Raw genomic sequence first — 13,186 nt, 5'->3', positions numbered from 1 at the left:
TTGTTTCAAAATTAAGGGGCATTTCATACATTTTCACGCCTTGGACATAATATCCATAATAAGAGAACCATTTTACAAGCCTTATATCCAAGGAGGAATGACATTCGTGAGTGGCCAGGAACATGATGGTAATAATGGAACGAACCCAGGTCGGGAAGGCTTTGCCCAGAACCGCGGCGAGACGGAGCGGGAGGATACGCTAACTAATCGTCAGGGACATCCTATTTCGGATAATCAGAATGTGAGAACGGTAGGGAATCGGGGTCCGATGACCCTGGAAAATTATCATTATCTGGAGAAGATCACGCACTTTGACCGGGAACGCATTCCGGAGCGCGTCGTGCATGCACGGGGTGCTGGAGCTCACGGTTACTTCGAAGCATACGGGAAAGTAGGCGATGAGCCTGTTTCGAAGTATACTCGGGCCAAGCTGTTTCAGGTTGAAGGCAAGCGTACACCGGTGTTTGTCCGGTTCTCAACCGTTATTCATGGTTCCGGCTCACCTGAAACGCTTCGGGATCCGCGCGGGTTTGCCGTGAAATTCTACACCGAAGAGGGCAACTGGGATTTGGTTGGCAATAACCTGAAAATATTTTTTATCCGCGATCCGCTCAAGTTTCCGGACATGGTTCATGCGTTCAAGCCGGATCCAGTATCCAACGTTCCGGGTCCAGTCGGCATGTTCGACTTTGTATCCCGTTCCCCGGAAGCGACGCATATGATCACGTTTGTCTTCTCCCCATGGGGTATTCCGGCTAACTACCGCCAAATGCAGGGCTCAGGTGTGAATACATACAAATGGGTCAATGCAGATGGCCATAGTGTGCTGATCAAATACCATTGGGAGCCGCTCAAGCAAGGCATTAAGAATCTCACGCAGGAAGAAGCAAAAAAGATCCAGGCCATGAATGACAGCCACGCAACACAGGATTTATATGAGGCCATTGAACGCGGGGATTATCCGGAATGGGAGCTATGCGTTCAGATTATGAGCGATGATGAGCATCCGGAGCTGGAATTCGATCCGCTTGATGCAACCAAGCTGTGGCCGGCAGATCAATTTCCGTTCCTGAAGGTGGGCAAAATGGTGCTGGACCGCAATCCGGAGAACTACTATAACGAAGTGGAGCAAGCGGCCTTTGGCACGGGCGTGCTGGTGGATGGACTCGATTTCTCGGACGACAAGATGCTCCAAGGTCGCACATTTTCTTACTCGGATACCCAGCGGCATCGGGTGGGCACCAACTATCTGCAGCTGCCGATCAATGCGCCGAAGAAGCGGGTCGCTACCAACCAGCGCGGCGGGCAGATGTCTTATTACGTGGATAAGGCACCAGGGCAAAGCCCGCATGTGGATTACGAGCCTTCCATGACCGATGGTCTGGTGGAAGCCTCGCAGACGGCGAAGCCTCATCAGCCCCATTATGATGCCAACCTCGTCCGGCAGAAGCTGGACCGTATGCTGGACTTCAAGCAGGCCGGGGATACGTACAGAGCCTTTGAGGATTGGGAGCGAAACGACTTGATTAGCAATCTGGTGGGTGCGCTCATCCAATGTGATATCCGGATTCAAGACAAGATGGTGGAATATTTTACGAATGCGGATGAGGAATATGGACGCCGCGTACGAGAAGGACTCGAGCAGGCCAGAAAGGGCTCGAACGAGCCCGACCGGGAGCAGGCGGTTGAGGATGCTAACCGCATGGGCCATGAGGCGGATCCTTACTAAAATCTGCTAAGCCGGAAGAGGTCTTCAGGTTATCTTTTGCAATGGCAATTGAGCAGCCGCCTGCACAGTGATAAATGTGCAGGCGGCTGTATTATTTGAGGTTGTAAAATATTTGCGGAATGTTAAGATGTTGCAAGGAATCAAAGCGATACATATCGAATCAACATAGAACCATGGGAAGAGGAGGCGTGCTTTATGGCAATACAAGCGGGAATCATCGGCTACGGCCTGTCCGGGTCGGTGTTTCATGCACCTATCCTGAGAAGCGTGCCGGATTACATAGTCCACACGGTTGTGTCATCAGATCCGGACAAGGTTTACAAGGATTTGCCTGATACAGCGGTTGTCGATAGTGTGGATGAGCTTTTGTCTAATCCGGGTATTGATGTTGTCATCATTACGAGTCCGAATGCAACGCATTACGAATATACCCGGTTAGCCATCGAGGCCGGTAAGCATGTGGTCGTCGAGAAGCCGTTTACCGTAACATCCGCAGAAGCGGACCAGTTGATTGATCTGGCCAAACAGAAGGGAGTTCTTCTGACGGTATATCACAACCGCCGCTGGGACAATGACTTTCTGACTGTCCGCAACCTGCTGGAGACGGGAGCGCTCGGGAAGCTATCCATTTATCAGTCGCAGTTTAGCCGTTACCGTCCGGAAGTGCAATCGGAGCGGTGGAGGGAACAGGGGATTCCCGGGTCCGGCATCCTGTACGATTTGGGTTCGCATCTGCTTGATCAGGCACTGTTCCTGTTCGGTCTACCGGAGACGCTGTGGGCGGATTTGAGAACGGAGCGCAACGGGTCCAAAACCCATGATTATTTTCATCTGGTGCTGGGTTACAAAACGTTTCGCGTTATTCTGCATTCCGGCTCGCTGGTCCGGCAAGCCGGCCCGAAATTCGAGCTGCACGGGGATAAAGGAAGCTTCCTGAAATATGGAACAGACCCTCAGGAAGGCCAGCTGAAGCAGGGAATGCACCCGGGGGATGCGGGCTGGGGTGAAGACCAGCCAGACCAGTACGGGGAGCTTGCTACTGAGCTGAGCGGACTGGCGGTTCAGGGTGAGATTGAGACGCTGCCGGGACGTTATCAGGCCTTTTATCAGGGTTTGGCTGAAGCGATTCTTAAGGATGGCCCGTTACCCGTTCAGCCTGAAGAAGCCCGTAATGTCATCCGTATGATTGAGTATGCACTGCAAAGTCATCAGAAAGGCCGATTGATCAAGATCACGTGAAACTCTGCTATATCCGGTGACAGGGTCCTCTTTGGCTAGCACATAGTTTGCTCCGATTTGTGGGATATTAGGTGATGCAACCCTTGTACGTCTTTCATGAGGGGAATCAATCCATATCACAACAAAGAAGGAGAGAACGGATATGAAGAAACGCGATATCCTTCGGCCGGCCTTTGCGCTTCTGATGAGTTTGGCGGTGATGCTGTCCATATCGGGAGCGGCTTTGGCAGTAGGAAGCGGTCCGTTTCATTTTGGATTCAAAAAAAGCGTCAATGGCCAGCTGCCTTCCATCAATGAGGAGGGTTTTAAGGAGCTTCTGCAAAAATACGGCGCGATCTTCATGGGCGATGCCGAGCAGAAGGAGCTTTATCTTACGTTTGATAACGGATACGAGAACGGATATACCTCCCGTATCCTGGATACGCTCAAAGAGAAAAAGGTGCCTGCCACCTTTTTCGTGACCGGACATTACGTAAAGACACAGGAAGGTCTGCTGAAGCGGATGACGGCTGAGGGACACATTATCGGCAACCATTCCTGGAACCATCCGGATGTGACCACGATCTCGGCAGAGAAGCTGACCGAGGAACTGGAGCGGGTGAAGAAGGAGGTTATGCGCATAACCGGCCAGCCGGATATGAAATATTTGCGTACACCGCGCGGCATTTTCGATGAGCGGTCGCTGGCGACCAGCAAGCAGCTGGGTTATACCAATGTCTTCTGGTCGCTCGCGTATATGGATTGGGACGTGAAGTCCCAGCGCGGTGCGCAGTATGCTTATGATAAGGTAACCGCACAGCTCCACCCGGGCGCTGTGATTCTGCTGCACTCGATCTCCAAGGACAACACCGAGGCGCTTGGGCGGATCATTGACGAAGCCAGGAACCGGGGGTACGAGTTCAAGAGTTTGGATCAGATGCAGAAGAAAGCCCCGTAAATATTTGTTGCATACAGCGTGCAGAACGCTATCCTGTCAGGATGCCGTCTGCACGCTTTTTGTTGGCGAATGAAGATGGATGCTTCGCTTTCAGGAACGAATGTTTGGTATAATACCCTTCATAGAACATGAACGAAGGAGACCATCATGCCTCATACTATCCAAATATCCGTCAGGCCGCTGGTGGAATATGTCTTTCGCAGCGGCAGCATTACCTCGGGTTTTCGCACGGCGACATCCCTTACCGAGGGGACCCGTGCGCATCAACAGGTACAGCGCGACTATGGTGAGAACGATCAGAAGGAAGTTCAGCTTGAAGTGGAGATTCCTTACGAGGATTTTCTGTTTGTGGTGGAAGGCCGCTGCGACGGTCTGATTCAAGAGGAAGAGCGGATGATGATTGACGAGATTAAGTCGACCTCCGGCGATTTAGGCGAGATTACGGAGCACACGTACCCGGTTCATTGGGCGCAGGCCCAAATGTATGCCTATATGTACGCGAAGCAGCATGAGATTCCGAAGATGGCAGTGCGATTAACCTACTTCCAAGTCCCGAGTGGAGAGCGTAAGCAGTTCGTACAGGAATGGAGCTGTGCACAGTTGGAATCCTTCGTATTGGAGGTCGTGGCGGCTTATGCGCCTTATGCCAACCTGCTGCGGGAGCATGGCGAGCGGAGGGATCGAAGCATCCGCGAATTGAAGTTTCCGTTTCCCGCCTATCGCGAGGGACAGCGAAAGTTGGCCGGGGCTGTTTATAAGAGCATCGGGGAAGGACGGAAATTGTTTGCCAAAGCGCCAACGGGCATAGGGAAAACGATATCCACGCTGTTTCCTTCGGTTAAAGCGATCGGTGAAGGCCTGTTGTCGCGGATTTTTTATCTGACAGCCAAGACGATCACCCGAACGACCGCGGAGGAAGCGATGGCGCGCATGGAGCGTCAAGGACTCTGCATGCACACGGTCACGCTGACGGCGAAGGACAAGATTTGTTTCCGTGAAGCTGAGGGCTGCGGGCAGATGGGCTGTGTGTTCTCGGAGGGCTACTATGACCGGATTAATGGCGCCATACTGGATTTGCTCTCGAATGAAACGTTGATCACGAGGCCCGTTATTGAAGAGTACGCCCGGAAGCATACGGTGTGTCCGTTTGAGTTCTCGCTGGATGCCGCGTATGCAGCTGATGCCGTCATCTGCGATTACAACTATGTGTTTGACCCGCGTGTATCCTTCAAGCGGATGCCGGAGGACGTGAAGAAGCGCAGTGTGCTGCTCATTGATGAGGCACACAATCTGGTAGACCGGGCGCGGGGAATGTTCTCAGCCGAGCTGAATAAATCGGCTTTTCTGGAACTGCAACGAGCTTACAAAGAGAGCAATCCCGCGCTTTACAACGCCGCGAAGCGGGTGAATAACCGATTTAAAGTGCTGCGCAAGGTTAGTAGGGAGGAAGAGCGGATTGTCGGGTCCCAGCAGCCGGAGATGATGGTGGAGCTGCTGGAGGATTTTTCGCTTCAGGCAGAGGCCGAACTGATGACTGGCAAGAGCGGGGATGAGGCGGATGCGCTCCTGGAGTGCTATTTTGCCGTGCAGGGGTATCTGCGCATCTCCAAGCTGTATGACGACCGCTTTGTCACGTATGCGGAGATGAGTCAGAGCGAGGTGTTTCTCAAGCTGTTTTGTCTGGACCCCTCTTATTTGCTCCAGCAAGCAGGAAAAAACTACCGCTCCAGCGTATTTTTCTCGGCAACCCTCATGCCGCTCGGGTATTACCGCGATATGCTGGGAGCAGAGGGAGAGGACTACAGCCTCTCGATTCCCTCTCCCTTCTCTTCCGAGCAATTGGATGTTCGAATTTTGCCGTTATCGACGCGCTTCAAGGATCGGGAGCGAAATAGCGAAGCCATCGTCCGGATGCTGAGTGCGCTGGTTCAGGAAAAGCCGGTGAATACCCTGATCTTCCTGCCGTCCTATCCCTACATGCAGGATATCCATGAGGCGTTTGCCAGAATGAACCCGGGAGCGCGTACCTTGCTTCAGGGGCATGGGATGAGTGAGGAGGAGCGGGAGGCATTCCTGGATGCCTTCCAGGCGGATGCGGAGGATCCGCTGATCGGCTTTGCCGTAATGGGCGGTATTTTCTCCGAGGGCATTGATTTGAAGGGAGAACGGCTGTCGAGTGTCGTGGTCATCGGCGTAGGATTGCCGCAGCTATCATTCGAGAATGATATCATCAAGGATTATTTCGATCGTACCGGCAAGCGGGGATACGACTATGCCTACGTGTACCCGGGCATGAACAAAGTGCTGCAGGCCGGAGGACGCTTGATCCGCTCAGAGCAGGACAGCGGGACACTGACGCTGGTGGATGACCGCTTTTTGAATCGCCAGTACGGGATGCTGCTGCCTGAGGAGTGGAGGCACTACAGGCGAATCTAGTTTTTGCATGAGATGTTGACACCTGGAAATATGACCCCTATAATACGGATATATTAATTTAGCTGAAGGAGGCTGATGTCAAATGGTTATGATGCATAGTGGATGGGTCGCATTGACGTTGGTCTCTTTGGACGGGAAATTCTAATGGTATAGGGGTATAAGGCATGTAAACATACTTGTCTTTTACTCTATACTCAAGAACCCGCAGGAGACCGTGCTTGGTATCCTGCGGGTTTTTTGTGTCTATTTAAGGGCTTGGTATGACCTTTAACGGCTTGACTGTAGGCTGTATGGGGGTTGATGCCTTCTTCTTGCATAGATTCAGATCAGCCGCGGATACAAATCTGCGGTTTTTTTTGTGTTTGAAAACAACCAATCCAATAACGATAAGGGGATATCACGAATTTGACTAAACAAGACATGACTACGCTACAAGTATATGGATGGAATGAACATTGGGCTTTGCTGGCTGAGCAGATCCCGCAGCAGGATAAAGCGCTGGCACCGGCACGTATCACAGCCCAATTCTCGAAGCAATACCGCATTATCACGCAAGAGGGAGAGCAGTCCGCGATTGTTACGGGCAAATACGAATACGAGGCAGCCAGCAAAAGCGATTTTCCCGCTGTTGGCGATTGGGTCATGGTGGAACCGCTGCAAGGGGAATCTCGTGCCGTCATTCATAAGCTGCTCCCCCGCCAATCTGCTGTGACGCGCAAGGAAGCAGGAAACGTGCCGGATGAGCAGATCATTGCCGCGAACATGGATACCGTGTTTATCATTAACGCACTCAACAAGGATTTTAGTGTTCGCCGGATTGAACGCTACCTGATTGCGGTCTGGGAGAGCGGGGCCACACCGGTTGTGCTGCTTACCAAGGCGGATCTGTGTGAATCGCCGGAAGATTATGTCGCACAGGTAGAGGCTGTTGCACCGGGCGTGCCGGTTCATGCGGTGAGCTCCTTGATGGATCAAGGAAAGAAGCAGCTGCAGCCTTATCTGATACAGGGGAAGACGATTGCCATTACGGGTACCTCGGGGGCCGGTAAATCCACCCTCCTGAACTGGCTGTCTGGCCAGGAGCTGCAGCGGGTTCAGGGGATACGCGAGGAGGACGCAAGGGGACGGCATACCACGACGCACCGGGAGCTTTTCGTGCTGCCGGGAGGCGCGATTATGGTAGATACGCCAGGCATGCGGGAGCTGCAGCTGTGGGATTCGGAAGAAGGGTTCGAGGCAACCTTTGCGGATGTTTCGGCGCTGGTGCAGCAGTGTCGGTTCCAGGATTGCCGCCATGAGACGGAGGCCGGCTGTGCGGTTCAGGAAGCGCTGCAGGCCGGAACGCTGGATGCGAAACGATATGCGAACTACAAGAAGACGGAGCGGGAGCTCGCCTATATTGCCAGTAAGGAGAGGGTCAGCACCCGCCGCCAGAATAAGAGCTCAGGCAAGTCCTCGCGGAAGAGCGAGAGAGACCGCAAAGGGAACTACCAGCAGCTTTTGTACGATGACGAATAATGGATGTTATTGAGAGGTCCGGAGTCGATTTGACTTCGGTCTTCTTCGGGTATATAGTTAGGAAACCAAATAAATTGGCAGACTATCTATTTGCTTGAGTAGTTGCAGAAAAGAGGTGGACCATGGAAGAGAATATACATCCAGATTTACCTAAAGAGAACAACGGGAAAGAGGAAAAAGATTCGCGGGAAGGGCTGTGCATGAAGGCTGGCCGGCGAGAAGATAGCGTAGCCGGCAGGCTCTTGTACAGCATTCGCATGTTCCATAAGCAGGAATGGGATCGGCACTTGATTTCCGGCTATACGCCCGGCGAGATTCGCGTTCTGATGGGACTTAAACATCATATCGTGCCTGACGGTCCTGGCATGAAAGTGTCCGAAATCAGCAGCATGATGAATGTTACGTCACCAACGATCACTCAATTTATTAACGCTCTGGAGAGCAAAGGTCTGGTGGAGCGGGTGATGGATGTACAGGATCGACGTGCGGTGCGTGTGCAGCTTACGGAGGAAGGGAATCGCGTTGTCCAGGCAACCTATCAGAACGTCAGAAACAACTTTAACGAGCTGGTGGAATTTCTAGGAGAAGAGGACAGCGTCAAACTGACGGAGCTGTTAACGAAGGTGTATCAATTTCACGAGCAAAAGCACAAAACGAACGAAACGACTTCAGACAATGAGTAGGGGTGGGGAATTTGTTAAAACTGTTTCACTATTTGAAACCGTACCGGACAGCGGTCATTTTTGTCCTGCTGTTCACATTTTTCCAGTGTCTGTCTGATCTTTACCTGCCAACCTTGATGGCGGACATCGTGGATATCGGCATCGTGAAGGGAGATGTGCCTTACATTTGGCGTGTGGGCGGCTTTATGCTCCTGGTAGCAGCTGGGGGCATGTTGTGCTCCATTGCCGCGAGTTATTTGGCATCCAAATCAGCTACGGGATTCGGGAAAATTGTTCGGGGACGCGTCTTCTCCCATGTCGAGAATTTCACGCTGCAGGAATTTGACAAGATCGGTACGGCATCCCTGATTACCCGTACAACGAACGACATTACGCAGGTGCAGCAGGTTACGATCATGATCCTTCGCATGATGGCGCTTGCGCCGATGATGTGTATCGGGGGCATTATAATGGCCGTATCGAGAGACCCGGGATTGACCACGGTACTTCTGATCGTCCTGCCGATTCTGGCCCTGGCTATTTTCCTCATCGCCAAAAAGGGGATTCCGCTCTTTAAAGCGATCCAGGTGAAGATCGATACACTGAGCCGCGTGCTAAGGGAGAATCTGACCGGAATCCGGGTCATTCGTTCATTTAACCGGATGAATCATGAAACCGTCCGTTTTAATGATGCGAATGAGGATTTGACAGCCACCTCCATCAAAGTGAATAAAATCATGGGTGCGATGATGCCTGTCATGATGCTGGTCATGAACTTTGCAACGCTGGCGATTGTTTGGTTCGGGGGGCTGCGAATCGATAGTGGCCACATGAAGGTCGGTGACCTTATGGCATTTCTCCAATACGCGATGATGATCATGTTCTCTCTCATCATGTTATCCGTCATGTTTGTCATGATTCCGCGTGCACAGGCATCGGCGGTCCGGATCAATGAGGTATTGAACATGATGCCGGAGATCCATGATCCGAAGCAGCCGCGAAATACCGGCGTGCAGCATGGATCGATTGAATTCCAGGATGTGACCTTCTATTATCCGGGTGCAGAGGAACCCGCCATATCCGATATTTCCTTCCATGCCGGGCCGGGTGAAATCACCGCCATTATCGGCGGAACCGGTTCGGGTAAATCGACGCTGATCAGCTTAATCCCTCGTTTCTATGACGTGAGCTCGGGACGGATTCTCGTTAATGGTACGGATATCCGGGACATGATGCAGGAGAACCTGCGGAACCGGATCGGATTCGTGCCGCAGAAGGCGCTGCTCTTCACCGGAACTATCGCGGAGAATATCCGCTATGGTAAAGAAGATGCGACGGACGAGGAAATCCGGCATGCTGCGAAGGTTGCTCAGGCGGCCGATTTCATCTCATCCATGGAAGGCGGGTACGATGCCGAGATTTCGCAAGGCGGCAGCAACGTATCCGGAGGTCAGAAGCAGCGGCTCTCGATTGCAAGGGCGCTGGTTCGGAGACCCGAGATTTATGTGTTTGACGACAGCTTCTCGGCGCTGGATTTCAAGACGGATGCCAATCTTCGCGCAGCGCTCCGCGAGGAAACGACGGAAGCTACCGTCCTGATTGTTGCTCAGCGGGTAAGCACCGTCATGGACGCTGACCGTATTATTGTGCTGGATGAGGGACGCATAGCCGGAATCGGCACGCATGAGGAGCTTATGGCTTCCAGCGATGTGTACCGCGAAATCGTTACCTCGCAGCTGTCAGAGGAGGAGATCGCATGAGTGAGAAGAAACGGGGAGGACATCCTCGGGGACCGGGCGGTCCCTTTGGCGGCGGCCCACACGGACCTGGAATGGCGGGGGAGAAAGCCAAGGATTTCAAAGGCACTTTTCGCCGGTTAACGCGATATCTCAAACCGCATACCGGCAAGCTGATGATCGTCTTGATTGCAGCTATTCTCAGTACGATATTCAGCATCGTGAGCCCGAAAATATTGGGGGATGCAACCACGATCCTGTTCAAAGGCTTCATGGCTAAGATGCAAGGCGTGCCGGGGGCCGGGATCGATTTTGACGCGATTCGGACGATCATGCTCTGGCTTGCAGGCTTGTATCTCTTAAGCTCACTGTTTGCTTACATCCAGCAATATGTTATGGCTGGCGTGGCCCAGCGGACCGTGTATGATTTGCGTAAGGATGTTTACAACAAACTCGGTCGTTTGCCGCTTAAATATTTCGACGCTCGGACACATGGGGAAACGCTGAGCCGGGTGACCAACGATATGGACAATATCAGCAGTACGCTTCAGCAGAGCTTGACGCAGATGATTACCTCGATAGTCACGCTGGTTGGCGTCATCGTGATGATGCTCACGATCAGCCCGCTGTTGACATTAGTAGTTATTCTGACCCTACCGCTTAGTGTGGTGGTTACAATTGTGGTTGCCAAACGCTCGCAGAAGCATTTTGTGGCTCAGCAGAAGCATTTGGGTGAGCTGAACGGGCATGTGGAAGAAATGTACACAGGTCATAAAGTGGTGAAGGCCTTTGGCCGGGAACGACAATCCATGGAACAATTTGATGAGGTCAACGACAAGCTCTATGATGCCGGGTGGAGAGCCCAGTTTATATCGGGTACCATCATGCCGCTGATGGGTTTTGTCGGCAATATCGGTTATGTGATCGTCAGTGTTGTCGGCGGCGTGCTCGTTACCCGCAGAGCGATTGAGATCGGGGATATTCAAGCATTCATCCAATATTCACGCCAATTCACGCAGCCGATCACCCAGCTTGCGAATATCGCGAACGTCATTCAATCTACCATAGCATCGGCAGAGCGCGTATTTGAAGTGCTGGATGAGGAAGAAGAAGTGTCAGAGCATACAGCTCCGGCAGCACTCAAGCAGCCACTTGGCGACGTGTCTTTCGAGAACGTGAGTTTCGGCTATAAAGCAGACCAGCTACTGATCGAGGATATGAATGTGGACGTAAGGCACGGGCAAACGGTCGCCATCGTCGGTCCGACCGGTGCAGGCAAGACTACGCTTATTAATCTGCTGATGCGGTTCTATGAGCTGAATAAGGGCAAGATTACGATAGACGGCACAGGTATTACGGCTCTTCGACGCGGTGAACTCCGCAGCCTGTTCGGAATGGTGCTGCAGGATACATGGCTCTTTAACGGGACGATCCGGGACAATATCGGATATGGACGCGAAGGCGCTACGGAACAAGAGATCATCCGAGCGGCGGAAGCGGCTCACGCGGATCACTTCATCCGGACACTGCCGGACGGCTACGATACCGTTCTGAACGAGGAGGCCTCCAACATATCGCAAGGGCAGAAGCAGCTTCTTACCATTGCGCGTGCCATTCTGGCCAATCCATCGATTCTGATCCTCGACGAGGCCACCAGCAGCGTGGATACGCGGACAGAGCTCTATATCCAGAAAGCGATGAATGAGCTGATGAAGGACCGAACCAGCTTTGTCATTGCGCATCGGCTGTCCACGATCCGGGATGCGGATCTGATTCTGGTCATGAACAAGGGCAGCATTATCGAGCAAGGAACCCATGAAGAGCTGCTGTCTCAAGGCGGCTTCTATGCGGACCTGTATAACAGTCAATTCAGCGACCAGCATGAGGCTGGATAGCGAGGCGAGGATACCATCATAAGAAGACCCATTGGAGTGCGAGTGGGTCTTCTTTTTTTGGCTTAATTAAAGGTTTTTGGTAGGTTTAGAGTAAGCTAGCAGGCATATTTGTTATTGCAATTTCATATGGTTCTTTTATAATGATGTTTATGTTTATATCTTTAAAGGGAGCCATGATCATAATTGAATAAGTCCGAACTGAACCGAATTACGCAAGAGCTTCTACGTCGGTCGGGCAGCAGTGTCACCGTGGAGATGGAGGCGTATTTCCCAGGGGGCCGGTTAATCGGCGGGAAATATGTTATGAATTCGCACAGCGTGACGATGTATACCGAAGTCATACGCCAGCAGTGTCTGGAGCTGTTTGGGACACTTGAGCTGTTTCATGCCTATTTTGCGGTGGTATTCGCACATGAGCTGGGCCATTCGATGGACCTGATGCTGACAGAACTCTGTGACCGGATGGATCGAACGGTGGATGAATGGGAGCAGAATCAGATCGCGCTTCAAATCGAGGAAAATGCTTGGAATAACGCCATGCCATGGATTCAGGATATGGATCCGGATTTCATACAGGTCATCGTGGACCGATCGCTTGAGGCCTACCGCGAGGAGCCGGCACCAGAAATTGCTTAGGTTTACTAGATTAATCCAGGCCATAACATGACACAGGCACCCGTCAGGGTGCCTTTTTGGACTTGCAAGAAAGTATAAACTTCAGAGACTTACCACCTTGGAAGCATGGGGAAGGGCTTCTAATATCGTATGTTATACAAGATAAAACCAAAGATGGCTGCCACCATAATGAAGGCACCTGCAGCAGCAAGGGTCATTAAAAAATGACTAAGCAGGCTTTGCTGCCGGATACCGCGCAGTTTCTCCTTTGCCTTTCTCTCCGAGACGACCTCTTTAATTCGATCCAAATATTCAGGGCCCAGAACCATAGCTGTCCCTCCCGTAACGATTTGTGAGCTTATTATACCAGAAATATGTTATTTTTGGTTGAATTTAGGCCGCTCCGGTGTATAGTCCCC

At 52.1% G+C, this 13,186-nt stretch carries 10 protein-coding genes; 9 read left to right on the top strand and 1 reads right to left on the bottom strand.

Annotated features, from left to right (window positions below; all coding sequences use genetic code 11):
- The first annotated feature begins 106 nt into the window (after positions 1 to 106).
- The 9 genes from ACOZB4_RS16055 to ACOZB4_RS16015 all read left to right on the top strand — a co-directional run bounded on the left by ACOZB4_RS16055 (position 107) and on the right by ACOZB4_RS16015 (position 12,788).
- On the top strand, positions 107 to 1,729 hold the full coding sequence (locus tag ACOZB4_RS16055; RefSeq protein WP_379410024.1) for a catalase: 1,623 nt from the start codon (positions 107 to 109) through the stop codon (positions 1,727 to 1,729).
- A gap of 195 nt (positions 1,730 to 1,924) precedes the next feature.
- Positions 1,925 to 2,968 carry an oxidoreductase gene (locus ACOZB4_RS16050; RefSeq protein ID WP_379410022.1) on the top strand — a complete coding sequence of 348 codons (1,044 nt, stop codon included), beginning with the start codon at positions 1,925 to 1,927 and terminating at the stop codon, positions 2,966 to 2,968.
- Between the two features lie 142 nt (positions 2,969 to 3,110).
- Positions 3,111 to 3,905, top strand: a complete 795-nt coding sequence (gene pdaA, locus ACOZB4_RS16045; protein WP_379410020.1) for a delta-lactam-biosynthetic de-N-acetylase — start codon at positions 3,111 to 3,113, stop codon at positions 3,903 to 3,905.
- 147 nt (positions 3,906 to 4,052) lie between these two features.
- A complete protein-coding gene (locus ACOZB4_RS16040) occupies positions 4,053 to 6,341 on the top strand; it encodes an ATP-dependent DNA helicase (protein ID WP_379410004.1) in 2,289 nt (762 codons plus the stop codon).
- Between the two features lie 405 nt (positions 6,342 to 6,746).
- Positions 6,747 to 7,859 carry a ribosome small subunit-dependent GTPase A gene (rsgA, locus tag ACOZB4_RS16035; RefSeq protein ID WP_379409991.1) on the top strand — a complete coding sequence of 371 codons (1,113 nt, stop codon included), beginning with the start codon at positions 6,747 to 6,749 and terminating at the stop codon, positions 7,857 to 7,859.
- Between the two features lie 122 nt (positions 7,860 to 7,981).
- Complete coding sequence (locus tag ACOZB4_RS16030) at positions 7,982 to 8,542, top strand: MarR family winged helix-turn-helix transcriptional regulator (RefSeq protein WP_379409980.1); 561 nt, start codon at positions 7,982 to 7,984, stop codon at positions 8,540 to 8,542.
- A gap of 11 nt (positions 8,543 to 8,553) precedes the next feature.
- Positions 8,554 to 10,281 carry an ABC transporter ATP-binding protein gene (locus tag ACOZB4_RS16025; protein ID WP_379409963.1) on the top strand — a complete coding sequence of 576 codons (1,728 nt, stop codon included), beginning with the start codon at positions 8,554 to 8,556 and terminating at the stop codon, positions 10,279 to 10,281.
- Complete coding sequence (locus ACOZB4_RS16020) at positions 10,278 to 12,152, top strand: ABC transporter ATP-binding protein (protein WP_379409959.1); 1,875 nt, start codon at positions 10,278 to 10,280, stop codon at positions 12,150 to 12,152. Before ACOZB4_RS16025 ends, ACOZB4_RS16020 begins: the two co-directional genes overlap by 4 nt.
- 183 nt (positions 12,153 to 12,335) lie before the next feature.
- On the top strand, positions 12,336 to 12,788 hold the full coding sequence (locus ACOZB4_RS16015) for a hypothetical protein (protein ID WP_076323904.1): 453 nt from the start codon (positions 12,336 to 12,338) through the stop codon (positions 12,786 to 12,788).
- A 119-nt stretch (positions 12,789 to 12,907) separates the two neighbouring features.
- On the opposite strand, the gene ACOZB4_RS16010 is transcribed toward ACOZB4_RS16015, so the two are convergent.
- Positions 12,908 to 13,096, bottom strand: a complete 189-nt coding sequence (locus tag ACOZB4_RS16010; RefSeq protein WP_379409953.1) for a hypothetical protein — start codon at positions 13,094 to 13,096, stop codon at positions 12,908 to 12,910.
- Positions 13,097 to 13,186: the final 90 nt, after the last annotated feature.

The organism is Paenibacillus sp. NPDC058898, from assembly GCF_049316025.1.
GTDB lineage: Bacteria > Bacillota > Bacilli > Paenibacillales > Paenibacillaceae > Paenibacillus_AQ.
This window is presented reverse-complemented; position numbering and strand designations above follow the sequence as displayed.

What these genes read in the sequence shown, in the direction of transcription:
- ACOZB4_RS16050 (WP_379410022.1), top strand. Translation starts at nt 1,925, where the DNA reads ATGGCAATACAAGCGGGAATCATCGGCTACGGCCTGTCCGGGTCGGTG.
- pdaA (WP_379410020.1), top strand. Translation starts at nt 3,111, where the DNA reads ATGAAGAAACGCGATATCCTTCGGCCGGCCTTTGCGCTTCTGATGAGT.
- ACOZB4_RS16040 (WP_379410004.1), top strand. Translation starts at nt 4,053, where the DNA reads ATGCCTCATACTATCCAAATATCCGTCAGGCCGCTGGTGGAATATGTC.
- ACOZB4_RS16030 (WP_379409980.1), top strand. Translation starts at nt 7,982, where the DNA reads ATGGAAGAGAATATACATCCAGATTTACCTAAAGAGAACAACGGGAAA.
- ACOZB4_RS16020 (WP_379409959.1), top strand. Translation starts at nt 10,278, where the DNA reads ATGAGTGAGAAGAAACGGGGAGGACATCCTCGGGGACCGGGCGGTCCC.
- ACOZB4_RS16010 (WP_379409953.1), bottom strand. Translation starts at nt 13,096, where the DNA reads ATGGTTCTGGGCCCTGAATATTTGGATCGAATTAAAGAGGTCGTCTCG.